At 52.9% G+C, this 22,271-nt stretch carries 23 protein-coding genes and 1 riboswitch; of the genes, 15 read left to right on the forward strand and 8 right to left on the reverse strand.

Annotated features, from left to right (window positions below; all coding sequences use genetic code 11):
* Window positions 1-486 precede the first annotated feature (486 nt).
* The gene (locus tag LKE08_RS18660; protein WP_324705759.1) at window positions 487-828 is read left to right on the forward strand and encodes a hypothetical protein; all 342 of its coding nucleotides are present in this window, start codon (window positions 487-489) and stop codon (window positions 826-828) included.
* Window positions 829-874: 46 nt separating this feature from the next.
* Here LKE08_RS18660 and LKE08_RS18665 read toward each other — a convergent pair whose 3' ends face one another.
* Window positions 875-3,076, reverse strand: coding sequence for an EAL domain-containing protein (locus tag LKE08_RS18665; protein ID WP_324705760.1), 2,202 nt, complete (start codon window positions 3,074-3,076; stop codon window positions 875-877).
* Between the two features lie 256 nt (window positions 3,077-3,332).
* Between LKE08_RS18665 and LKE08_RS18670 the strand changes: the two genes are divergently transcribed.
* Window positions 3,333-3,482, forward strand: a complete 150-nt coding sequence (locus tag LKE08_RS18670) for a hypothetical protein (RefSeq protein ID WP_324705761.1) — start codon at window positions 3,333-3,335, stop codon at window positions 3,480-3,482.
* On the opposite strand, the gene LKE08_RS18675 is transcribed toward LKE08_RS18670, so the two are convergent.
* The gene (locus LKE08_RS18675; protein ID WP_324705762.1) at window positions 3,479-3,964 is read right to left on the reverse strand and encodes a pentapeptide repeat-containing protein; all 486 of its coding nucleotides are present in this window, start codon (window positions 3,962-3,964) and stop codon (window positions 3,479-3,481) included. The genes LKE08_RS18670 and LKE08_RS18675 overlap by 4 nt on opposite strands.
* A 36-nt stretch (window positions 3,965-4,000) precedes the next feature.
* Between LKE08_RS18675 and LKE08_RS18680 the strand changes: the two genes are divergently transcribed.
* The gene (locus tag LKE08_RS18680) at window positions 4,001-4,150 is read left to right on the forward strand and encodes a hypothetical protein (RefSeq protein ID WP_324705763.1); all 150 of its coding nucleotides are present in this window, start codon (window positions 4,001-4,003) and stop codon (window positions 4,148-4,150) included.
* A gap of 75 nt (window positions 4,151-4,225) precedes the next feature.
* Here the strand turns inward: LKE08_RS18680 and LKE08_RS18685 are convergent, their stop codons facing one another.
* A complete protein-coding gene (locus LKE08_RS18685; protein ID WP_324705764.1) occupies window positions 4,226-4,510 on the reverse strand; it encodes a hypothetical protein in 285 nt (94 codons plus the stop codon).
* A gap of 102 nt (window positions 4,511-4,612) precedes the next feature.
* Window positions 4,613-4,798, reverse strand: a riboswitch (cyclic di-AMP (ydaO/yuaA leader).
* Between the two features lie 294 nt (window positions 4,799-5,092).
* Here LKE08_RS18685 and bchD point away from each other — a divergent pair.
* The 5 genes from bchD to LKE08_RS18710 all read left to right on the forward strand — a co-directional run bounded on the left by bchD (window position 5,093) and on the right by LKE08_RS18710 (window position 10,414).
* On the forward strand, window positions 5,093-7,078 hold the full coding sequence (gene bchD / locus LKE08_RS18690; protein ID WP_324705765.1) for a magnesium chelatase ATPase subunit D: 1,986 nt from the start codon (window positions 5,093-5,095) through the stop codon (window positions 7,076-7,078).
* 380 nt (window positions 7,079-7,458) lie between these two features.
* Complete coding sequence (locus tag LKE08_RS18695) at window positions 7,459-8,592, forward strand: DNA cytosine methyltransferase (protein WP_324705766.1); 1,134 nt, start codon at window positions 7,459-7,461, stop codon at window positions 8,590-8,592.
* Window positions 8,593-8,622: 30 nt separating this feature from the next.
* The gene (locus LKE08_RS18700; RefSeq protein ID WP_324705767.1) at window positions 8,623-9,732 is read left to right on the forward strand and encodes a hypothetical protein; all 1,110 of its coding nucleotides are present in this window, start codon (window positions 8,623-8,625) and stop codon (window positions 9,730-9,732) included.
* 87 nt (window positions 9,733-9,819) lie between these two features.
* The gene (locus tag LKE08_RS18705; protein ID WP_324705768.1) at window positions 9,820-10,095 is read left to right on the forward strand and encodes a hypothetical protein; all 276 of its coding nucleotides are present in this window, start codon (window positions 9,820-9,822) and stop codon (window positions 10,093-10,095) included.
* A complete protein-coding gene (locus LKE08_RS18710; protein WP_324705769.1) occupies window positions 10,067-10,414 on the forward strand; it encodes a XisI protein in 348 nt (115 codons plus the stop codon). Before LKE08_RS18705 ends, LKE08_RS18710 begins: the two co-directional genes overlap by 29 nt.
* A gap of 29 nt (window positions 10,415-10,443) precedes the next feature.
* Here the strand turns inward: LKE08_RS18710 and LKE08_RS18715 are convergent, their stop codons facing one another.
* Window positions 10,444-10,614, reverse strand: coding sequence for a hypothetical protein (locus LKE08_RS18715; RefSeq protein ID WP_324705770.1), 171 nt, complete (start codon window positions 10,612-10,614; stop codon window positions 10,444-10,446).
* Window positions 10,615-10,621: 7 nt separating this feature from the next.
* Here LKE08_RS18715 and LKE08_RS18720 point away from each other — a divergent pair, with 7 nt between their 5' ends.
* Window positions 10,622-11,023, forward strand: coding sequence for a hypothetical protein (locus LKE08_RS18720; protein WP_324705771.1), 402 nt, complete (start codon window positions 10,622-10,624; stop codon window positions 11,021-11,023).
* Between the two features lie 5 nt (window positions 11,024-11,028).
* Here the strand turns inward: LKE08_RS18720 and LKE08_RS18725 are convergent, their stop codons facing one another.
* Together LKE08_RS18725 and LKE08_RS18730 are read right to left on the reverse strand one after the other, a co-directional pair.
* Entirely contained in the window at window positions 11,029-11,727 is a 699-nt protein-coding gene (locus LKE08_RS18725) for a TrkA family potassium uptake protein (protein WP_324705772.1), read from the reverse strand.
* A gap of 63 nt (window positions 11,728-11,790) precedes the next feature.
* Window positions 11,791-13,125: a TrkH family potassium uptake protein gene (locus LKE08_RS18730; protein ID WP_324705773.1), complete on the reverse strand. Its 1,335-nt coding sequence runs from the start codon at window positions 13,123-13,125 to the stop codon at window positions 11,791-11,793.
* Between the two features lie 192 nt (window positions 13,126-13,317).
* Between LKE08_RS18730 and LKE08_RS18735 the strand changes: the two genes are divergently transcribed.
* A complete protein-coding gene (locus LKE08_RS18735) occupies window positions 13,318-14,187 on the forward strand; it encodes a methyltransferase domain-containing protein (protein ID WP_324705774.1) in 870 nt (289 codons plus the stop codon).
* Between the two features lie 10 nt (window positions 14,188-14,197).
* Here LKE08_RS18735 and murF read toward each other — a convergent pair whose 3' ends face one another.
* Window positions 14,198-15,589 carry a UDP-N-acetylmuramoyl-tripeptide--D-alanyl-D-alanine ligase gene (gene murF / locus LKE08_RS18740; RefSeq protein WP_324705775.1) on the reverse strand — a complete coding sequence of 464 codons (1,392 nt, stop codon included), beginning with the start codon at window positions 15,587-15,589 and terminating at the stop codon, window positions 14,198-14,200.
* Window positions 15,590-15,992: 403 nt separating this feature from the next.
* On the opposite strand from murF, the gene LKE08_RS18745 reads away from it, so the two are divergent.
* Together LKE08_RS18745 and LKE08_RS18750 are read left to right on the forward strand one after the other, a co-directional pair.
* Entirely contained in the window at window positions 15,993-17,285 is a 1,293-nt protein-coding gene (locus tag LKE08_RS18745; RefSeq protein WP_324705776.1) for a hypothetical protein, read from the forward strand.
* A 219-nt stretch (window positions 17,286-17,504) separates the two neighbouring features.
* The gene (locus tag LKE08_RS18750; RefSeq protein ID WP_324705777.1) at window positions 17,505-17,789 is read left to right on the forward strand and encodes an RNA-binding protein; all 285 of its coding nucleotides are present in this window, start codon (window positions 17,505-17,507) and stop codon (window positions 17,787-17,789) included.
* A gap of 64 nt (window positions 17,790-17,853) precedes the next feature.
* On the opposite strand, the gene LKE08_RS18755 is transcribed toward LKE08_RS18750, so the two are convergent.
* Window positions 17,854-18,084 carry a hypothetical protein gene (locus LKE08_RS18755; protein ID WP_324705778.1) on the reverse strand — a complete coding sequence of 77 codons (231 nt, stop codon included), beginning with the start codon at window positions 18,082-18,084 and terminating at the stop codon, window positions 17,854-17,856.
* 116 nt (window positions 18,085-18,200) lie between these two features.
* Here LKE08_RS18755 and LKE08_RS18760 point away from each other — a divergent pair, with 116 nt between their 5' ends.
* The 3 genes from LKE08_RS18760 (at window position 18,201) to LKE08_RS18770 (ending at window position 22,007) form a co-directional block, all read left to right on the forward strand.
* The gene (locus LKE08_RS18760) at window positions 18,201-19,613 is read left to right on the forward strand and encodes a GTP-binding protein (RefSeq protein ID WP_324705779.1); all 1,413 of its coding nucleotides are present in this window, start codon (window positions 18,201-18,203) and stop codon (window positions 19,611-19,613) included.
* Window positions 19,614-19,670: 57 nt separating this feature from the next.
* A complete protein-coding gene (locus LKE08_RS18765; RefSeq protein WP_324705780.1) occupies window positions 19,671-21,155 on the forward strand; it encodes a diguanylate cyclase domain-containing protein in 1,485 nt (494 codons plus the stop codon).
* Window positions 21,156-21,242: 87 nt separating this feature from the next.
* On the forward strand, window positions 21,243-22,007 hold the full coding sequence (locus tag LKE08_RS18770; RefSeq protein ID WP_324705781.1) for an SGNH/GDSL hydrolase family protein: 765 nt from the start codon (window positions 21,243-21,245) through the stop codon (window positions 22,005-22,007).
* Window positions 22,008-22,271 lie beyond the last annotated feature (264 nt).

Here is a 22,271-nt window from a genome sequence, read left to right on the forward strand (position 1 = left end):
GGGGACTTTGAAATTCCTTTGTTTTTTATGAACTCTGGGAGATCCCCCTAAATCCCCCTTGAGAAGGGGGACTTTGAGTGCTGATTAGGACTGTTTTTGTTTGTTATGAGATACGGAAGATTCCCCTAAATCCTGCTAAATCCCCCCCAGCCCCCCTTTGTAAGGGGGGAGCCGGAGAACGGGGTTTGAGCCTCCCGGTGTCCCTTCCCGGCTTTGGAAATGTTATATCCATTTCTTTTATAGCCGAAATTTTATGTGCCTGTCAAGGGTTGTTTTTGATAAAATCGACTCTTTTATGTCGGCTTTGCGCGAATCTTTATTTACTTTTATTTGCCACTATTTGGGTTTATTTGTATTTATTTTATATGATTTATTTCGCGTTTTATTTTAATTTATTTTCGGAATAAATTCAATATTTAGTGGCAATTTACATCTATTATTTTGCGATCGCACGATGGAACCGTAGACATCAAACAGGTTTCGGCGATGAACGTCACTACTACCAATAATAAACAAAAGTGCTATCAATTACTCGAATGCGTGGTTCCGAATCTGATCGGGCTGTATTTGGGGGATGGTTTGGGATGGGGATTGAGTTTGGTGCTGCTGGTGTGGAGTTGGCAGGATAAGTGCGATCGCGATCGCCAAAAAAAATCCCTGTTCATCTCCTTAACTGCTATAATATTATTGATGCCAATTTATCCCGGCGGTGGTGTGGAAAAAAATGCGATCGCACCTCCCCCCGTCAGCCTCCAACGCATCGATTCTCGGACGCACCGCACCTCCAATATGTCCCCAATAAGCCCGTCAGTCTTCCACCGGACATAACTTCTTTTTTGCCCTTCCCATAAAGCCGCAAAAGACCGGTCAAAAACTACTCCGAATCCGCATCCGGGTCGTGAATCCACGGACCCGGATGCTCGATCGCAAATCCCTGGGCATAATCCACGCCGAGGGATTGAATTTTCATGAAAATCTCATTATTTTCGACAAACTCGGCGATGGTTTTCATACCGATCACTTGGCTGAAGCGGTGAATCGCTTCCACAATCGCCGCATCCATCGTGTCGGTGACAATATTGCGGATAAATTGACCGTCTATTTTGATATAGTCTACGGGCAGATTTTTCAGGTAGGCAAAAGAAGACATTCCCGCCCCGAAATCATCCAACGCAAATCGGAATCCGAACCCCTTCAAATAATTAATCATTTTGGCAGTTTTGACGAGATTTGTAATCGCCACCGTTTCCGTAATTTCAAAGCAGATGGTCTGGGGATTTATTTTATAAAAATAGAGTTGTTCCAGGATAAATTCGCACAGACCGTGACTGTTGAGACTCGCCCCCGAGAGGTTGATTTTGTAGAGACAGGCGGGGTGGGTGGGGGCCGGGATGTGGACAGAGGTTTCCAAAAACTGTTTTCGCCCGGACAAATACTGGAAAACTTTGCGGATTACCCAGCGGTCGATCGCGGGCATCAAGTTGTAGCGTTCCGCGATGGGAATGAAAACTTGGGGAAGAATAATCTGTCCCGTTTCGTCGAGAAGCCGCAATAAAATCTCGTAGTGTTCCCCCTGGGGAAGTTCCGGCGAAGTGGGGGCAATTTTTTGGCTGTACAAACAGAACCGATCTTCGGCGATCGCCCGATTTAATCGTTGTATCCAATGCAAACTCGCCTGTTGTGAATCAGTATCAGCCGTCCCGAATTGGTGGACGTAAACCTGATTGCGGCCCTGCTGTTTGGCGGCGTAACAGGCGGAATCCGCCGCCCGCATCACGCTGGCGACATTTTCGACATCGGGGAGAATTTCAGTTAAACCGATGCTGGCGCCGATAGGAAGCAGTTGATTCTGCCAAGCGAACTGTTTTTTGGCGATTTTCTCCCGCAAACGGTGGGCGAACTGCAACCCCTGTTCGAGGGGGCAGTTGTGGAGCAAAATCACGAATTCATCGCCCCCCAAATGTCCGACGATATCGGTTTTGCGAACTTCAGATTTCAACAACGCACTAATTTGAATTAATAATTCATCTCCGGCTTGAAAACCGCAGGTATCGTTAATCGACTTAAATCGATCCAGGTCGAGGTAACAGAGGGTATGACTTTTCGGTTCGCTTTTACTTTTGGTGTCCAAACAAACCCGTTCCAAACCGGCTTCAAATTCGCGGCGAGTCAGCAGCCCCGTCAGCGGGTCGCGTTGAGCCTGCCAGGGAATTTGACCCGTCCCCCCCCGGAGATGACTAACATCTCGGAGAACGATCGCCCACCGATAATTTTGCGGGTTAAAAGGGAGGGCGATCGCGCTCGCCTCCCAGACCCGCCTCGCCGGATTACCGACGACGATGCGGGCTGTTTTTTGGTCGATCAGTTGGGAAATCGGCAGGTCGCCGAGGTGGGTCAGGGGCATCGCGATCGCCGGCTGGGAGAGCAATTCCAGATATCGTTGACCCGCAGAATTCAGCAGTCGGACGGCGCGGGAATCATCCAGGACGAGAAGGCCTTCCGGAAGGGTTTGAATCATCGTTTCCAGGGTCGGGGGGGGAGCCGATCGCGGGGAGGGCAGTTCGGCTATCACCGCCGCCCCCAAAGTGGCGATCGCCTCCAAAAATTGCAGGTATTCACCGTCAAAAATTTCCCACCGATTTGCCCCCGCCAATAGCAGGCCGAAGAGTTCATTTCCATCGCCTCCTTGCAGGGGAAAGAAGACCGCCGAACTCATCTGGTTTAAAGATTGAGAAATCGAGGCGGATCGGGGGCGACTGCCGTCGTGGTTCTGTTGCGATCCGCCACCGAGAAGGTCGAAGCTGTCGAGCATCCAGCGCCGGATCGCCCGCTCTTGCGGTTCATCCATCGGCAATTTTGATTGCAGTTGCCAAATCAGCCGGCGGTTGACTGCGACGACTCCCCCCCACCATCCGAGGGGAAGCGATCGCAGGGATGTCAATAATAAATTCAATATTTGTTCGCCGCTAAAATCCGGATAAATATTGGGGTCGATCGCCGACAAAATCTGTCGCTCTGCACGGCGACGTTGCAGGAATTTTTCCAATGAAAAATAAAGGGTTTCTAGGTCTTTCATTGTCGATAATAACACCCGAAGAACTATAGGGGTCGATGGCAGAATTTTGGGGTCGTTTATTTGGGGGCGATCAATTCATTATTGTTGATATTTTTTGATGTGTCGCTATCGGCTACAGAACCGTTATTCCATCGGGTCACGGTCAATTCTACCCCCCCGATCCGAGACTAATAAATGGCGAGTCTATTTTCGATCGATAACACCTCAAATCCACCTGATTCAATCCGCCCTCGGCGACTGATTTGCCCCAGCCAATTTGACGGGTCAACTCACCCTCGCCGACCCCTACGGCCTGATGGCAGCGATTTTAAACGACTCCCTCAGCGACAAGGAGAGACGGTGCGTGGAGCGGCTGTTGCGATCGGTACTTCGGAGCCGCATCGCCGTCAGCGGGTCGTCTCCCTAACACCGGCCCGGGGAACCGTCCGGCATCGTCGCCCCGCAGAACGTCGCCCCCTCCAACTTGGCGTCGTTCAAATTGGCGTCGGATAAGTTGGCATTGTCCAATTTCGCCCCTTCCAAAAAAGCCCGGTACAGATCCGCCCAGGACAAATCGGTGTCGCGGAGGTCCGCCTCCCGCAGCGTCGTGCTGTGCAGCTTCGCGTCCCGCAGGTCCGCCCCGGACAGATCCGCCCCGATCAGGTTCGCCGAACTCAGGTCGGCCCCCCTCAACTGGGCCCCCCGCAGGTCGCTCTTTTGCAGGTTCGCCCCCAGGAGATCGGCACCACTCAATTGAGCCTCCCGCAGGTCCGCTTCGCTCAGGTCGCACTGCTGACATCGGTTGGTTTCGATGAGTCGCCTGACATCGGACTGCGATTCGGCGATCGCAGCAATATCAGGTTCGATGACAACGATCAGTCCGGGGAGAAAGGCACGGATAAGTCTCATGGCACGAGGAATTGGGGATTCGTCCCCATCTAATCAATGAAAAACAGATTAACATTCTACATCCTGACGGCTCAAATCTCGCCGGCCGCAGAATTGAGAATCAAAAAAGGGGGGCGATGGGGGCGGTCAAAAATGATGCGAGAATCCCTCGAAACCCTTGACCTGAAGCAGTTGCGGGGTTTTTGACCCGACCGTTTCTATCTCGAATTGCCAAAGAGGCCAGCCGCTCTTTTGCCCACGGCAAGCCCCTTTGTATTGCTTTCAATATAACATGGCGACATCGACGGACTTTAAAATTACGGCGATCACCTCCTGATAATTTCTAAATAAACGATAAGTAGACAAACTATTGTTCACGAACATCGGGAGTGCCGGAGTCGGCATCAATGTGGTTAAGAACGTGTGGACGATCGACCACAGAATCACGAGAGTGATGCAGGATAGGACAGGCAGCAAGATAAAATCACTGCTTTTTAGCCGCAGAAAGCTGATCCACGTCGCCTGTCCCGGCAGCGCAATTAAAGACAGGGGTATTTTGGGTGTCATGATGAATCGATCAGAATCTAGGGTGGGTATAACAAATCAGGCCTATACCAACCAAGGAAACTGAATTGACAAGCTATCTAATTGTCTTAGAAAGTTGGCGCTTCAGCCTCCTCTCAATGCCTACGGAGTTAGCTGACGGGCTAGGGCTGAGAGTTGCCCCTCTCTTCATCTCTGCCAGTTGTTGGCTGAGATAGCTTTCGAGATTAGCCCCAAAAAATTTGGTTCCTCCGCTCCAGCAACATCACCGCTGCACTTACTCGAAAAGTACGACATAGGGATGTTTGACTTTCGCTGGATTAGGCTGACTGTTTGTTTTTTGGTTACTTTTATTATAAGTTAATCATCCCCCAAACGTCAACAAATCGGGCAAATTTTTTTTAAAAAGTCTAGAAAAATAAATGAGACTGTTTGAGAAATTTTATCCGGAATGCGATCGCTGCCCCCCGAATGAGGATCGATCCCCCCCACGGGTGTAACCCATTACACGAGAAAACTGTATTTTTGGATACATTTTGCCGGTGGATGCCGAGAACGGGTCATTTGCTGGTATGCTAAAAATTTGACCATTAGCAGACCGAAATCATGCCTGCGCCCCCCAGTGCCCCAACCGCCTCAAGCTTCCCCCTCACCGCAGTGGTGGGGCAAGAAGCGATCAAATTCGCCCTCCTGCTGGTCGCAGTCGATCCGGGCTTGGGCGGCGTCGTCATCGCCGGACGGCGGGGGACGGCCAAATCGGTGATGGCCCGGGCAATCCACGCCCTGCTGCCACCGCTGGAAGTGATCGAAGGTGCGATCGCCAACCTGCCCCCCGACTGGGAATCCGGAGAACCCGCCACCCAAATCATCCCCGCCCCCTTCGTCCAAATTCCCCTGGGCGTCACCGAAGATCGCCTCATCGGTTCGGTGGACGTAGAACAGTCCGTCAAACAGGGCAAAACCGTTTTTCAACCGGGCTTGTTGGCAACGGCCAATCGGGGCGTCCTCTACGTCGATGAAATCAACCTCCTCGACGACAACGTAGCCAATTTGTTACTCACCGTTTTGACGGAGGGGCGAAATGCGATCGAACGGGAAGGCATCAGTTTTGAACATCCCTGCAACCCCACCTTCATCGCCACCTACAATCCGGAGGAAGGTCCGCTGCGATCGCACTTATTAGACCGGATCGCGATCGCCCTGTCCGCCGACGGGGTTCTCAGCCTCGACCAGCGGGTTCAAGCCGTCGATCGATCCCTCGACTACGCCCATTCCCCCGAAGCATTTCTCCAGCAATATTCCGAAGATCTGGAAAACTTAAAAACCCAAATTCTCCTCGCCCGGGAATGGTTGAAAGACGTCACCATCCAACCCGATCAAATCCTTTATTTAGTCGAAGAAGCGATCCGGGGCGGCGTTTCCGGGCACCGGGCCGAACTGTTCGCAGTCCGGGTGGCGAAGGCCTCCGCCGCCCTGGACGGACGCAATACCGTCAACGCCGACGACCTGCGGCGGGCCGTGGAACTGGTGATCGTCCCCCGGGCGACGGTAGTCCAGCAACCCCCGGAAGAAGAACAGCAACCGCCGCCCCCGCCCCCGCCCCCGCCCCCCCAAGGCGAGGACGAACCGGAACCGGAAGACGAGGACGAGGAGGAAGAACAGGAACAGGAACCCCCGGAAGCGGAGGAAAATAGCATTCCCGAAGAGTTCGTCTTCGATCCGGAAGGGGTGATGCTCGATCCGACGGTATTGTATTTCACCCAGATGGCGAACCGCCAGGGCAAAAGCGGCAGCCGCAGCATGATTTTTTCCGAAGATCGCGGCCGCTACGTCAAACCGATGTTGCCGAAAGGGAAAGTGCGGCGGATTGCGGTGGATGCGACATTGCGGGCGGCGGCGCCTTATCAGAAATCGCGGCGGTTGCGATATCCCGATCGCCGGGTGATCGTCGAACAGGGGGATATGCGATCCAAGCGACTGGCGAGAAAGTCCGGCGCCCTGGTGGTGTTCGTCGTGGACGCCTCGGGCTCGATGGCCCTAAACCGGATGCAGTCCGCCAAAGGGGCGGTGATGCAACTGCTGACGGAGGCGTACCAGAGTCGGGACCAGGTGGCGTTGATCCCGTTCCGGGGCGAACAGGCGGAGGTGTTGTTGCCCCCGACGCGATCGATTGCGGCGGCGAAACGGCGGTTGGAACGGATGCCCTGCGGCGGCGGATCTCCCCTGGCCCACGGCCTGACCCAAGCCGTGCGGGTGGGGATGAACGCGAAGCAGTCCGGGGACATCGGCCAGGTGGTGATCGTGGCGATCACGGATGGACGGGGGAACATTCCCCTGGGGCGATCGCTGGGCGAACCGATGATGGAGGGCGAAAAGCCGGACATCAAGGGGGAATTGCTCGATATCGCCGCCAAGATTCGCGGTTTGGGGATTCAACTGTTGGTGATCGACACGGAGAATAAGTTCGTCTCCACCGGATTCGCGAAGGAGTTGGCGAAGACGGCGGGGGGGAAATATTACCACTTGCCCAAGGCGACGGATCAGGCGATCGCGGCCATGACTCAGAACGCGATCCGGGATGCGATCGGGTAGGTGCGATCGGGTCGGCGCTTTTCGGCGCCGGCCATACTTATATATATAGTATGTCTCGCCCCCCGCCGGTTGCCGTCTGGGTGACGGTGGGGGGTGCGATCGGGTTGGGGTTGATATCGGCGTTAGCCTGAAGTGGTTGACAATAGATGGTTTAAGGAATTATGATACACTTAACTATTGCGATGACCTATACGCTCTTCTAAAAGCTGATTTTTGAAGTCTCTGAAAGCCTTGTGTGACGAGACTTCCCGGAAAAGCCTCTCCAAGAGTTTCCGACTGCTGAAATCCAGTGCTGGCAGACAATTCGGGCTTCTTAATATTTTGTTTATAAATCAGCTCTAAGAAAGGCAGTTGGGATTCAGTCCTTAACTCTATGTTTTATGTTTTCTGCTCTATCTTTATTTTCAGGTGCAGGTGGAATGGACATCGGTATTCGTCAAGCTGGTTTTGAGATACTAGCTTGCATCGAAATCGATCCGTATTGTTGTCAAACTTTACACAACGCCATAAAAAAAGAAAAATTAAAAACAATTCTTCTTGAGGAGGATATACGACAAGTTCAGCCATTTCAGTTAATGAAAGATTTGGGCTTACAAGTTGGCGAATTAGATTTGCTCTTTGGCGGGAGTCCTTGTCAAAGCTTTTCGCAAGCTGGAAAACGTACTTCTTTAGAGGATGAAAGAGGCGTTCTACTTTTTGAATTTATTAGATTTGCTGGGACTATCAAACCCAAAGTAATCCTCATGGAACAAGTCAAAGGTTTATTGACAGCCTCAGATCAATCCGGAAATTCTGGAGGTGTTTACAAACAGCTTAATCATCAATTTGAGCAATTGGGGTATCGGTCAAGTATTAAAGTAATTAACTCGGCAGATTATGGTGTAGCTCAACTTAGAGAAAGAGTTTTCATAGTCGCCACAAGAGCAGAAAAAATATTTGATTTTCCTTTACCCACTCATAGAAAATCTGACCCGCAAATTTCGTTATTTCCTTTAGAAAATTATGTCACGGTTGGCCAAGCACTGATGGGATTGGATAGCCCTTCGTGTGACCGAGAAAATCAGCCTCTAGACAGCCATATTGACATTACACCTGCGGGCGATCGGAAGCGCATTCATGGTGTACCGGAAGGGTCTTTCTTGGCTAAAGAATTGCATCTACCGGCAGAACAAAGATGTAAGCTAACAAAAAAGGATACGACGAAGTTTCGCCGGCTTTCTTTCTCAGAGCCTTCATTAACTTTGAGGTGTGGAGAAATTTTCTTTCATCCCATTGAAGACAGATATCTCACCCCGCGTGAATATATGCGGATTCATGGATACCCCGATGATTATCTACTCAAAGGACCAGTGCGAGGTCGTTCCGGTAGAGCCAGACATCTCGATCAGCATCGTCAAGTCGCCAATTCTGTACCTCCTCCTGTTGCTCGTGCGATCTCAAAAGAAATCGCTTCATTCCTCAATCAAGAAAAATTTGTTGAACCATCTGAAAAAATAGAATTACTTAATGCTTAGATACCATACTGACTGAATTGACCTTGATTTATGCCTACTATCTTTGAACTCTTTGGCTTTCCGGTAGACGATCACAGATCCGAAGTAGAAGCGATACGAAAATCATGTCAATGTCCATTCATGGGTACAACTTGCGATGGTGGTGGCAACCGTTCTCAAACCAAAATTAAACTTACAAGAGAAGAACCACTCACCAGTTATTTCGATAAGAATTTAAAAAAAGTTATCCCTGGCGTTTGCTCAATCCAAGCAGGGGAAGAAGTTTGGGTAGTCTGCCCACGTCGATTATTTGCTGCAAAGTTTGACGGCAAAGGCACCCCTCCTGTCAATCGATCCATACAGGAACACGAACGTTCTCTCCTACTGAATTCAGGTTTACCGTCTAATATAGAAATTGGTAGTTGGGCAGAAGTTTCTTTAAAACATCAAGTAAAAGATGCTGATATTAACTATCATTTTGACTATATTTTGGCTCCATTAGTCGAGACATCCGTCAATGCTCTTTTGAATCAAGGTGGCTTCCCCGGTTCAACTACAAGCGACTTAAATAATATTGTTAAAATAGTGAAGAAAAGTGGTCATTTTTCAGGTATAAATAAAAATTTAGCTGATGCTTTAATTCCTCTTCCGGATTTATCTGACTTATTCATTCTGGAAGTTATGACTGCCAGCACCAGCGGTTCTAATACAGAAAAATCTACAGATATTAAAAATGCGTTTCGTAATGCTTTACTTTCCACTGAACACGCCTGTCCAGGAATAAACAAGCGTCAAGTTTGGGGGCGAATGGTAACTCAGTTATTTGCCAAAACTGCATTAGCCCATAAATGGAATGGTCGAACAATTTGGATTATTCAGGATTCTTTACTGCACAACATTGAACTGACTACACGCTTGAGAACAGCGGATATAACAGATCACAAAAATCGAAATATTAATTTGGCTATAATGCACTACTCGACGAATGAAAGTGGCACTACACAAATGTCTCTAAAATCAACTATAGAAGGAGACGCAGGTATAGACTTTGATGGAAATGATACATTTACAGATATTCTTTTGCCCAAGTTCGCGCCCCCAAAGATAGAGCTTTTAAAAGCAATTCTCAGACGTAAAGTAGATGCGATTTTTAGATTATAATACCACTTTTAAAATCTTTAATTTGAAATCGCCAAAAAATCAACAGTGTCAAATTAAAAGCATCAATTGTGGCGCAAAAATATGGCCATGAAAAAATCAACTTTATATTCGACGGCAAAGGTTCTGCCAGGAAACAAAATAGAAATTGAGACTCCCAGTCTTTCAGTCGGGCAAACCGTGGAAGTCGTTATTCTAGTCCAAGAGAGCGATCGCACTTCTTTACCCGCCGAGGGACAACCTCTCTCACTCGAACAACGTCTCGCTTTTCTCAAGTTACCGCTGGATGAACGTCGGCGTATTCTCGAAAAGCAAGCTGAGACAATGATCGAACACTATGGAAACTACAAATCAACGTCTAGATGAATGGCGTAAATTACTGGAAAACATTCTCCAATATTATGCCGATATTCCCGATCGCTATGGCGAGGTGAGGACTTATGTTGTTGTCAGCCGAGACAACAATCACTTTATGCTGGTACACGAAGGCTGGGAAAACCATCGGCGGGTTCATGGCTGCGTCGTTCACGCCGAAATTCGCAATGAAAAAATTTGGATTCATTATGATGGTATAGAAGATGGCATCACTCCCGAACTGGTTGCAGCCGGAGTTCCGAAAGATCGCATTGTCCTCGCTTTTCATCCTCCCGAAGTTCGGGAACATACCGGATATGCGATCGCCTGATCGTCTAACTTTTATATAGCAATCAGCAGTCAGGTTTCAGCAATCAGCAAAGCTTGAGAGTCCATAATTGGGAGGTTTCCGGATTTTCGGATGTCCCGACTACCCTGGCGGTTGCTATAACAGTCGGGCGATCGCGCGATCGCGGTTGGGCTGAAAAATTTCCCCGATCGCCCTACAATCAGATTGCCCTTTGATTGCATAATAGTGATGTACGATCCCCCCTATGTCTTGCTGTTCGCCGGCTTGGCGACCGGAATCCTCTCCTGCATCCCCTTCGCCGCCACCCTCAAAACCCTGGTGAACGAGTGGAAAATCAACCGTTCCACCCGCGCGATCGCCGAATTGCGGGGTCCGCGGATGCTGCTGCCGTTTGTCGCGATCGCCGCCGGAGTGTGCGTCTTTCTCGCCTCCTGCCTGCAACTGTTCCCCTTTCCGACCCGCATCGCCTACGGCCTCTCCGCCGCCGTCACGGCGATGATGGCGGGTTCAGTGTGGTTTCAGTTCACCCGCGTTTTGGATCAACTGGAAAATCGGGGATTGCAGGGGATCGATTTGGACGACCTGAGTTTGGGGAAAATGATTCCCCAACCCAATTCCGGGAAAGAATAGTTCGATCAAACCGGCAGTCGGTTGATATCTTGATTTGAGCCCAAAACCACCATCACGGTCCCCTTCTTCAACCGCTTGTTGGGGAGGGGATTGATCTCCAACTTATCATTTTCATTGCGAATCGCCAGCAGGTTCAAACCGAACTTGCTGCGGAGTTCGATTTGCGCGATCGTTTTATTATCAAAATCGTCCGGAACCACCATTTCAACAATACTATGATCCGGATCAAGTTCAAACTGATCCAACAGCCGTGGTTTCGTCAGCAGCCGCGCCAATTCCTGTCCCATTTGCCGTTCCGGAAAAACCACCAAATCCGCACCCACTTTTTTTAACAGTTTGACGTGGGTTTCCGAAGAAGCCTTCGCCACCACGTTCGCCACCCCCGCCTCCTTCAAATTAAGGGTCGTGGTGATACTTTCCGCCAAGAAACTCCCCACCGCCACGATCACCGTATCCAACTCCATAATCCCCGCTTCCCGCAACGCCGGAACCTCCGTCGAGTCCAGTTGTAAAGCGTGGGTGGCGATGCGATCGTTCAACGCCAAATCGACCTTTTTCTTATCCTGATCCACTGCCAGAACTTCGTAACCCGCACCGTTTAGGGTCGCGCAAACAGCCTGTCCGAATCGACCCAAGCCGATCACCGCAAATTGCTGTTTTTCTGCCCTGAGATTTCGGAAAAAATTGAGAGATGAAAGATTCATGATTTTGCGTTTTAATTCCGATTGATTAAAATCATAGCAGAGGCCATAGAAAATTACCCCCGATTAGCCGACCAATAAATTCTCCTCCGGATAGTCGATCGCGGACGGTTTCGGATCGCCCAAAAGTGCCGACATCAATAATAATACCCCCACCCGGCCCACGTACATAGTCGCGATCGCCACCAGCCGACTCGGAATCGACAAACTCCCGGTAATTCCCGTTGAAAGACCCACCGTTCCAAATGCAGAAACGATTTCAAAAAAGACATTTCCGAATCCCAATTTCGGTTGAATCAATACAATTAAAAGCGTAGCAAAAAAAACCACGCAAGTCGAGCCTACGAGAACCCCCACCGCTTTGAGAAGTAACGTTGCCGGAATTTTTCGCTGGTAACAAAGCACTTCGTCTCGGCCTTCGAGGGCGGCTTTCGTACAGTTGACCAATATCCTCGATGTCGTCGTTTTGATCCCCCCTCCCGTACTTCCCGGACTCGCGCCGATAAACATCAAGATCATCGTGATAAAGATTCCCGCATGGGTCATCTCGCCGACATTAATCGAATTAAAACCCGCCGTCCGGGTCGTCACCGACTGGAACCAAGCCGCCTGAATTTTTCCGAAAAAACTCAAGCCTTGCAAGGTTTCTGGATTGTTGAATTCGGTAACAAAAAATAAGATCGTTCCCGCCAACAATAAGAAAATCGTCGTGCTGCCGACAACTTTAAAGTGAATCGAAAACTCCCGCCTCATCGGATCTCGTGTGAATTGATTTTTGAACCACAGATAGAGTTCCATGATCGCCTGATAGCCGAGTCCCCCAAAAATGATCAATAAACTCATCGTGAAATTGATAACCGGGGATGTCGTGTAGGCGACCAAACTGTTGGGAAACAAGCTGAATCCGGCATTGTTGAATCCGTTGATACTGTGAAAAATAGACAGCCACAGTCCTTGTCGCAATCCCCAATCGGGGACGAAAACAATCATCAAAAGTATGATGCCGGTCAGTTGAAATAACGCCATCGTGGCGATGATGGATCTGAGCAGGGGCATGACACCGCCGAGTCCGGCAGTGTCCAAGGACTTTTGCAGCGCCAATTTGTCCCGCAATCCAAATTTGCGGCCGATTAACATCAGTAAAACAGTGTTTGCAGTCATGTAGCCCAAGGCTCCGATTTCGACCAAACCGAGCAAACAAAGCTGCCCCCAAAAAGAATAAAATTGCCCCACATCGACTACCGATAACCCCGTCACGCAGACGGCGGATGTCGCCGTAAAAAGCGCCGTGACCGGATTTCCCAAACTGCCGTTGTAAATGGTATCATCCATCCACAGTAAAAATGTGCCGATCGCAATGACGGCTAAAAAACCCAGGCAAATTGTTCTTGGTACAGTCATGGGACGAGATTATATTGGTAGTCAATTTCGGGCGATCGCTCCCCGTTCATTCTGTTTTTTTCCGATCAAGTTGGAATGCCATTGGTGTCCCCGCGTTTCCCCGGCCGTTCCCGGATGAACGGGACCGACGGTGGCCGACAACGGGCAATGGGTAGATAATAGACCGTTGAGTAACGTGCGATCGCGACAAAAATGACATCAACCCTCTACGAACAGATTCAACAATTTTACGATGCCTCTTCTGCACTGTGGGAGCGGGTGTGGGGAGAACATATGCACCACGGCTACTACGGGCCGCAGGGCAATCTCAAAAAAGAACGGCGGCAGGCCCAAATCGACCTGATCGAAGAACTACTCGACTGGGGACTCGATCGCACGAACCCCCCCCAAACCATCTTAGACGTGGGTTGCGGCATCGGCGGCAGCACCCTCTACCTGGCTGAAAAATTCGGCGCGGCGGCCACCGGGATCACCCTCAGCCCCGTCCAGGCGCAGCGAGGAAGCGATCGCGCCCGGTCAGCCGGATTGAGTCAAAACATCGAGTTTCGCGTCGCCAACGCCCTGGAAATGCCCTTCGAGGACGAATCCTTTGACCTGGTGTGGTCCCTGGAGAGCGGCGAACATATGCCCGACAAAATCCAGTTTTTGCGGGAATGTCAGCGAGTCCTCAAACCCGGCGGCACGTTCCTGATGGCCACCTGGTGCCACCGCCCCCTGGGGGGAACAGCGGGACAACTCACCGACGAAGAACGGCGGCATTTGGCGGCAATTTACGACGTCTACGCCCTCCCCTACGTCATCGCTTTACCCGAATACGAAGCGATCGCCGACCGCATCGGATTTCAACATCTCCGGACGGCGGACTGGTCAAAAGCCGTCGCCCCCTTTTGGAACATCGTCATCGACTCCGCCTTCGACCCCGCCGCCATTTTCGGACTGCTTCTCAGCGGTCCCTCTACCCTGCGGGCGGCACTCTCCCTGGGATTGATGAGTCGGGGATACGAAACCGGACTGATTCGGTTCGGATTACTTCGCGGCAAAAAAACAATTATTAATTGTTAATTGTTAATGATTAATTGTTAAGCAATCCCTCCACGACCCGGTTCATGCCGACAGAATTGGAGGCTTTGAGCAAGACGCGATCGCCCGGTTTCAGGAATTCCTGGAGGTGGGCGGCCATGCGGTCGTGAACCCCCTCCGAGGTGATATCTTCCACGTCGATAAACGGCAACCCGGCCGCACCTTCCGCCATCGCCTCGGCCTCCTCAAAATCCGCCAAAATAAATAGAGCGTCCAAATTTAATTCTTTGGCTTTCAAACCCACCCGCCGGTGAAATTCGGGCGATCGCTCCCCCAATTCTTTCATCGTCCCCAACACGGCGATCCGGCGATTTCCAGGCGTTTCCGAGAGCAATTGCAGCGCCGCCAATGTGGACTCCAAACCCGCGTTGTAGGTTTCATCCAACAGTACAATATCATCTCCGGTGCGATGCCGTTTCGCCCGTCCGTCCGGCAGTTGCACCGCGACTCCCTTCCGCAGCGGCTCGTAAAGTTGTTCCGGCGGAATATTAAAACCGACAATTGTTTTAAAGACGGCCAACGCCGCCAAAAAATTCGAGGCATTGTGAGCTCCCGGCAGAGGTAAGGGCAACTCCACCCCCTCCACCCGGATGGTTTCGGGATTTATCAATTCCCCCCGCAAGTCTCCCCCCTGCAACCCGTAGGTGAGGGTGGTGCCGGACCAAACGGTAGCCGCCGTATCCATCAGGCGGCGGTTGTCGGCGTTGAGGATAGCCACCGATGTCCCCGGCATTTCCGCCAGCAACTCGCACTTCGCCCGGGCGATCGCATCTTCAGACCCCAGGCGTCCGATGTGGGCCGTCCCCACGTTGACGATCACCCCCACCGTGGGGCGGGCGATTTGGGTCAGTTCGGCGATCTCCCCGGGGCCGCGCATCGCCATTTCCACCACCGCGAAATCGTGGTTTTCCCGCAGTTCCAGGAGGGTTTTGGGGACACCGATCTCGTTGTTGTAGTTGGCGTGGGTTTTGTGGACGCCGCCGAGTCGGGCCAGCACCGCCGCGATCAGTTCCTTGGTGGTGGTTTTCCCAGCCGAACCCGTCACGCCGACGACGGGAATCGAAAAGCGATCGCGCCAGGTGCGGGCGATCGTCTGGTAGGCTTTTAAAGTATCCGCCACCGGGATCAGCGGCAACCCCGGGCGGGCGGCGGCGAATTCCTCACAGACGACGGCGCAGGCGGCCCCAGAAGCGATCGCCGCCTCCACGAAATCGTGGCCGTCGAATCGCTCCCCCCGCAGGGCGACAAACAGCTCTCCCGGCCCCAGGGAGCGGGTATCAGTGGTGACACCAATCACGGGTAAATCCCCCGGGACGTCACAGGAGGCGGCCCGATTTGTCGCTAAGATCTGGATCAGTCGGGTCAGGGTGATGGACTCGGACATTATCCTTTAAAATTGAAGATTTGACTCCAGGGTGCCATCATGATTCCAGATTCGGCGGGGTTAGCCGAAACGTCCCGGAAGTGCGATCGATTGGGGGTCCGACAGAACCATCAAATCGCAGTGAATGCCCCGAACTCTCACGAGTTCAAAGAAATTCTTGCCGTTGCCGGGACAAAATTTCAAGTTTTCTGAATCAATTGAAGGCTGAAAGTTCATTATAATATGGGGTGCAAAATGATGGCAAAGTCGATCAAAATTCCCCGACCGACAGCAGAGACCGACCTTTCCATCCACCCCGTCGCCCGGAAATGGGAACGGCGGTCCAATCGATGCCGACACCCCGAGGGTTTTGCGCCCCCATTTCGGACAAGCCAAGCAATTACGGTCACACGGGTATCCTCCGATGAAAAAAACACTGGCGGATCGTTATAATCAGCCAATTTCTCCAGAAGAACAACAATTGTACGACCATTGGCTCGAACGGGTCGAACGGGAAAACGAAACCACCCTGATCGAGCATTTCCGCCTGCTGTTCGTTCAGGGGTCGGGGTACCCCGACCGGGGCATCGCCCAGGCGATGGAGAAACTGCTCCGCTCCCCCCACATCGAAGAGGAGTTCAATTTTATACTCAACCGCTGCTGCCACATCCTGATCAACCGGTGGCACACCCATCCCCACCGACGGCGGGCCATCCACCGCCTCGTCCGCCTGTTTGACGAGGTGTCCCCGGCCACCCCCCAATCCCTGTACCTACACTCCCGACGCACCCAGCGGCTCTCCTACCTGGTGCGGAATTTCTTGGAAAGCGAGCAGTACCACGCCCTGAAACGCTTCGCCGAGGTGTTGTGTCAAGCCCCGCAACCGAGCCGTCACCTCACCCAGGCCGAACCCCTGAGAACCTTAATTCCCCGCTACCCCTATTTGTACCGGTACTGCCTGCTCAGTGAGGATAGCCCCTACGAACATCAACAAATGATCCGGCAAATTCAGGCGCAGAAGCAGCGAAAATTTGAACTCGAACTGTCTCAGTACGCCCTCCACCAGGTGCGCCGCATCAACCTCGCCCGCACCCAACCCGAAGTCGCCAAGCAGATGACAATCCCCCTGGCCAATCCGACGCTCCTGAACGACCGAGAACTGTTTTTTGCCCTCAAGCAATTTGTCGGCAAAGTCGAGGGGGGCAACACCTATCGAGACCTCGCCCGGGGGTTCATCTCCCAGGTGAGTCCCAACCAAACCTTCCGTTCTTTCAAGTCGGATTTTTACGAATACTTGATGCACAACTCCTTCGAGTCCGGCTACCTGAATCGCCAATTCAACGAAAAACTGTACAAGCAGTTACAAAACACCATCCCCCACAGCGACGACGAACCCTTCAGCGAGTTCCTGATGTTGAGAACTTGTTCCCAGCTCTTGAACTTTTTAGTGGTTGAAAGCCCCCAGAAGCCCCATCACTTCGTCTTGATCGACCTGATCGCCAATATCGGCCCGACCATTGTCGTCAGCTTGCTGCTCAAAATCGTGTTGCTTTGTCGCAAAGTCAAACCCTACCTAGAAAAGCGGTTTGCCGTCCTGTTTAACCATTACGAATCATCGTCCCAGGAGGGGCTGCATTGGCTCGTCAAAGTCCTCGAAAACTTGAACGTTGGTCTGACCACAAATTTCGGCAGCGTTGACCTTTCCTTTGTCCGCTAGGGAAGCCGAAGCCCGGGGGGAAGAAAAGCCGATCGCGGGGGCGTCAAAATAATTGTTCCACCCCCAGAATGTTGTGGTAAAATGAGTGGCGTGAGTCAGGTTCGGCTGGGTACTTCGCGATCGGCTACAGAATTGTTCACAACTCTCGTCCATTTCTGTATCGGCAGGTATTGCTCCGAAACTGAGTTCTGTTAAGCGTGTTAATGTTGGAGTCATTCCATGTCGATATACGTCGGTAACTTGTCTTATGACGTTACCCCAGATGAATTGAGCGACGCTTTTTCCAAGTATGGGACGGTCAAGCGAACGACGATCCCCACAGACCGCGAGACCGGAAGATCCCGGGGCTTTGGCTTTGTGGAAATGGTGAATGAAGAAGACGAAAACCAAGCCATCGAAGCCCTCGACGGATCCGAATTAATGGGACGTCGCATTCGCGTTAACAAGGCGAGGCCCCGGGAAAATCGGGACAATCAGAAACGCGGAGGTTTTCAAGACGCCTAATTCAACAACAATCTTAAAGATTTTGACAGTTTGACCGAAAACCCGGGGTTCAAGCCTCGCCCCTTCAGGACGACCTCTTCGGTCGCTCCTTGGCCATCATCTTGACCCTTCGACTCCGCCCAGGGTCAACGTCGGGCGGAGTCGAGACGTTGACCGAGTGTCCCACGGCTTCCCGTCTGCGGCCGACAATCACCCCGGCGGCGGTGACGTCGCGGTCGGTGCGATCGCCACACTCGGGGCCATCGTGGAAGCGACGGGATGGATTCGCTTCGGTTCCGGAAGTCCGACGAACCAAGAATCCCCTCCCTCCGCTACGCTAAAGGGAGGGGAGTGTCAATCCGAGGGGGTTGTCGTTCTCCCGACCCCCGAGGAGCGATTCTCGAGGAGCGGGCGCGTTTTTCGGTCAAAACCATGAGTCTGGATAAAGAACTCGACAAGACAATTTCAAGCTTTGCCGACATCGAAGCCGAGTTGAACCTCCAGCAGGCCCGCGACGTGTTGCGGGATCTGGTGGGACACCTGGACTTGACCGCCGAAGAGCGGGCAGGCCTCGAATCGGAAATCGGCGGTTTGGAAGGGATGATGGACAAGCTGGAGCAAACCACCATCCAAATTGCCGTGTTCGGGATGGTGGGGCGGGGCAAATCTTCCATCCTCAACGCCCTGCTAGGCCGGGACGTGTTCGCCACCGGTCCGACCCACGGCATCACCCGCAACACCGAAGCCCAGTCCTGGCAAGCCCCCCCTTGCGCCCCCCCGGCCGGAGAGGAAACGGCCTCCGGGCCGATCGCCTACCGGATGTCCCAAGTCGAACTGATCGACACCCCCGGCATCGACGAGGTAGACGGCCAGACCCGGGAAGAAATGGCCCGCCAGGTCGCCCGGGGAGCCGATCTGTTGCTGTTCGCCATATCCGGGGACATCACCCAGGTCGAATACGAAGCCCTCTCCCAGTTGCGGGAGGCCGGAAAGCCGATGCTGCTGGTGTTCAACAAAATCGATCGCTACCCGGAAGCCGACCGGCGGGCAATTTATGAAAAAATTAGGGACGAACGGGTGCGGGAATTGCTCTCCCCCGAAGAAATCGTGATGGTCGCCGCCTCCCCATTGGAAGCCCGAGCCGTCCGCCGCCCGGACGGGAGTTTTCACACCCAACTGAGCCGGGGTGCTCCCCAAATTGAAGACCTGAAGTTGAAAATTCTCGACATTTTGGATCGGGAGGGCAAATCCCTCGTCGCCCTCAACACGATGCTCTACGCCGGGGATGTCAACGAGCAGGTGGTGCGGCGCAAAATGGAGATTCGCAACGAACGCGCCGAGCGGGTGATCTGGAACGGGGTGATGGCCAAAGCCCTCGCCGTCGCCCTCAACCCCCTGACGGCGATCGACCTGCTCACCGGGGCCGCGATCGATGTCACCCAAATCCTGACCCTCTCCCGACTCTACGGGATTCCCATGACCCAACGGGGCGCCCTGGCGCTGCTCCAAAAAATCGCCCTGGGCATGGGGGGGATCGGCGCCGGCGAACTGGTCGCCCACTTGGGCCTGAGTTCCCTCAAGGGCATCTTGGGAGCCGCCGCCCCGGCCACGGCCGGGGCCACCCTCGCCCCCTACCTGTCCGTCGCCGTTGCCCAGGCCTCCGTCGCCGGGGTGTCCTCCTACGGCATCGGCCAGGTGACGAAAACCTACCTCGCCAACGGTGCCTCCTGGGGGGAAGACAGCCCGAAAGCAGTGGTGAGGCGGATTCTCCTATCATTGGATGAGACATCGATTCTGAATCGAATCAAGGAAGAATTGTGGGCGAAGTTGGATTGGGGGGCATGAATTGTCGGCGGGGGGACTCGATCGCGGTCCGCCGGCCGGCTCCACTCGGGAAACAGAATGAATAGCATTCCACAAGCGACATCCAAAGCCGAGATTTTAATCGTTGACGATCAGGCCGAGAACCTGCACCTTTTGTCATCTCTGCTGCGTCAGGCGGGACATCGCGTCAGACAGTCCCTCAACGGCGATATGGCGCTGCATTCGGTGCGGGCGAAATTGCCGGATTTGATCCTGCTCGACGTGAGGATGCCGGGGATGGACGGCTATCAACTGTGCCGGCATTTTAAATCGGAAGAAAAAATTGGCGACATCCCCATCATTTTTTTGAGCGCCCTCAACGATATCGATTCGATCGTGGCGGGCTTTGAAGTGGGGGGGGTGGACTACATTACCAAGCCGTTTCACGTCGAAGAAGTGCTGATTCGGGTCAACACCCAACTGCGAATTCACGAACTCCAACAGCAACTCAAAGAGCACAACGAATCCCTGCAAAAGCAGATTCGCTTGAGCGAGAAGTATTTGCACGATCGCCAAGTTGCCGACGACCGCCGGCAACTGCTCGAAAAAGCGATCGCCGCCACCCAAAATGGCATCGTCATCACCGACCCCAATCTCCCCGACAATCCGATCATTTACGTCAACCCCGCCTTCGAGCGGATCACCGGCTATTCGGAGGCGGAAATCTTGGGTCGCAATTGCCGCTTTTTGCAGGGGAGCGATCGCGACCAACCCGCCCTCGAAGACGTCCGGGAGGCGATCGCCCGGGGAGAGGAATGTCGCGTCACCTTGCGAAATTATCGCCGGGACGGCACGCTATTTTGGAACGAAGTCTTTATTTCTCCGGTCAAAAATGAGCGGGGCGAGCTGACCCACTTCATCGGCGTCCAGTCCGACATCACCGATCGAAAACGGGCCGAAGATGTCCTGCAACGCTCCCAAACCGCACTCAAAAAAGCCAATGACGAGTTGCAGCGCCTCGCCCTTTACGACGACCTCACCCAAGTGGCTAACCGCCGCCGTTTCAACGAATATTTGGACTACAGTTGGCAGCGGTCGAGCCGGGAAAAACAGTTCCTTTCCGTGATTTTTTGCGATGTCGATCACTTTAAACGTTACAACGACACCTTCGGCCACCAAGCCGGAGATGAGTGCTTGAAAACCGTCGCCGCCGCCATCGCCGCCGCCCTGCCGCGCTCCGTGGATTTGGTCGCCCGCTACGGGGGGGAAGAATTTGCCATCATCCTCCCCAACACGCCGGCGGCGGGGGCCGAGCAGGTGGCGGAACGCATCCGCCGACAGGTGGAAAACCTGCACGTCCCCCACCCCGCATCCGACAACAGCCCCTACGTCACCGTCAGCTTGGGGATCGCCTGCGAGATTCCCGGGCCGGAATTTTCCGTGGACGATCTGATGGCCGCGGCCGATCGCGCCCTGTACGCGGCCAAAGATCGGGGTCGCAACCGTACCGTCGTCGGGGAGCATCCGAGTGCGGAAACATCCCACACTTCGGGACGATCGCACTCTCAATTTCGCCGCACCTGAACCCATTTGGTGTAGGATCTGGGCTAGTTTTGTGCTTCGATCGCAATGGGTAAGCTGTCTATTACTTTCCCCCCATTACTCACTCCGATGAAACGATATTATTGGCTCCCCCTCCTCGTCGCGGGCGCGATCGCGGTGGGCGGCTCGGCCGCGACTCCCCCCCCCGAACCGTCGAATTCTCCACCGCAGCAGACCCCCCTCGCCGACACCCAAAAAATTGTCGTTTTGGGAGATAGTATCACCCAGGCGGGCGGACAGTACGGCGGCTATATTTGGCTCCTCAGACGCTATTTGAACGCCCTCTATCCTGCCCAATCCATCGACGTAATCGATGCCGGAATTTCGGGTAATAAATCAGCGGATCTCGACGCTCGATTCAATCGAGATGTCCTCTCACAAAAACCGGATTTGGTGATTATTAACGTGGGTATCAATGATGTCATGCAGAGTTTTCAATCCCCCTCGGCGACGGACAGCGAACCGCCCTTGGAGGTTTATCGTCAAAAATTGACCGCGATGGTGAAGGCGGCTCGGGCTCGACAGATCGAAGTCCTGTTGCTCTCCCCCACCATCGTCTACGAAGATCTCAACAGCCGGGAAAATATTCGCATGGTTGAATACATCGCCGCCATGCGGGATGTCGCCGCCCGAAATCGGGTGCAATTTATCGACCTCCACACCCCCTTCCGCCACATCATCATGACCTATCAACGCTACGGAGGGCGATCGCAAAATATTTTGACCCGGGACGGCATCCACCCCAACATCGCCGGACACCAAATCATGACCTACACTTTATTGCGGGGATTGGGAGTCCCCGAAGACCAAATTCAAAACCTGAAATTGGATTGATATCAAGTCTGTTTGGATACTTACACAATCTGTCGAGAAAAGGCAATAGGCAAGAGGCAATAGGCAAAAGTTTGAAGCGGTTTCAGGAGGGACAAGGAAAACCGGGAATTCTAATGGTTTTATCGGACATGATATGAAAAGTGAAAAGTCGCCGATCGCCAACTCCGGAAACCCCAATTAGCGACGATTATAGCGCTGCGCGCGGTCCTCGGCAGTCGGGAGTCGGGAGTCGGAAACTGAAACGGCTTTTCTATAAGGGTTTGA

The organism is Lyngbya sp. CCY1209, from assembly GCF_035615495.1.
GTDB lineage: Bacteria > Cyanobacteriota > Cyanobacteriia > Cyanobacteriales > Microcoleaceae > Limnospira.

Coding starts and splice junctions, on each gene's coding strand:
- LKE08_RS18660 (WP_324705759.1), top strand. CDS start 487: ATGAACGTCACTACTACCAATAATAAACAAAAGTGCTATCAATTACTC.
- LKE08_RS18665 (WP_324705760.1), bottom strand. CDS start 3,076: ATGAAAGACCTAGAAACCCTTTATTTTTCATTGGAAAAATTCCTGCAA.
- LKE08_RS18675 (WP_324705762.1), bottom strand. CDS start 3,964: ATGAGACTTATCCGTGCCTTTCTCCCCGGACTGATCGTTGTCATCGAA.
- LKE08_RS18680 (WP_324705763.1), top strand. CDS start 4,001: ATGAAAAACAGATTAACATTCTACATCCTGACGGCTCAAATCTCGCCG.
- LKE08_RS18685 (WP_324705764.1), bottom strand. CDS start 4,510: ATGACACCCAAAATACCCCTGTCTTTAATTGCGCTGCCGGGACAGGCG.
- bchD (WP_324705765.1), top strand. CDS start 5,093: ATGCCTGCGCCCCCCAGTGCCCCAACCGCCTCAAGCTTCCCCCTCACC.
- LKE08_RS18695 (WP_324705766.1), top strand. CDS start 7,459: ATGTTTTCTGCTCTATCTTTATTTTCAGGTGCAGGTGGAATGGACATC.
- LKE08_RS18700 (WP_324705767.1), top strand. CDS start 8,623: ATGCCTACTATCTTTGAACTCTTTGGCTTTCCGGTAGACGATCACAGA.
- LKE08_RS18705 (WP_324705768.1), top strand. CDS start 9,820: ATGAAAAAATCAACTTTATATTCGACGGCAAAGGTTCTGCCAGGAAAC.
- LKE08_RS18710 (WP_324705769.1), top strand. CDS start 10,067: ATGGAAACTACAAATCAACGTCTAGATGAATGGCGTAAATTACTGGAA.
- LKE08_RS18715 (WP_324705770.1), bottom strand. CDS start 10,614: ATGCAATCAAAGGGCAATCTGATTGTAGGGCGATCGGGGAAATTTTTC.
- LKE08_RS18720 (WP_324705771.1), top strand. CDS start 10,622: ATGTACGATCCCCCCTATGTCTTGCTGTTCGCCGGCTTGGCGACCGGA.
- LKE08_RS18725 (WP_324705772.1), bottom strand. CDS start 11,727: ATGAATCTTTCATCTCTCAATTTTTTCCGAAATCTCAGGGCAGAAAAA.
- LKE08_RS18730 (WP_324705773.1), bottom strand. CDS start 13,125: ATGACTGTACCAAGAACAATTTGCCTGGGTTTTTTAGCCGTCATTGCG.
- LKE08_RS18735 (WP_324705774.1), top strand. CDS start 13,318: ATGACATCAACCCTCTACGAACAGATTCAACAATTTTACGATGCCTCT.
- murF (WP_324705775.1), bottom strand. CDS start 15,589: ATGTCCGAGTCCATCACCCTGACCCGACTGATCCAGATCTTAGCGACA.
- LKE08_RS18745 (WP_324705776.1), top strand. CDS start 15,993: ATGAAAAAAACACTGGCGGATCGTTATAATCAGCCAATTTCTCCAGAA.
- LKE08_RS18750 (WP_324705777.1), top strand. CDS start 17,505: ATGTCGATATACGTCGGTAACTTGTCTTATGACGTTACCCCAGATGAA.
- LKE08_RS18760 (WP_324705779.1), top strand. CDS start 18,201: ATGAGTCTGGATAAAGAACTCGACAAGACAATTTCAAGCTTTGCCGAC.
- LKE08_RS18765 (WP_324705780.1), top strand. CDS start 19,671: ATGAATAGCATTCCACAAGCGACATCCAAAGCCGAGATTTTAATCGTT.
- LKE08_RS18770 (WP_324705781.1), top strand. CDS start 21,243: ATGAAACGATATTATTGGCTCCCCCTCCTCGTCGCGGGCGCGATCGCG.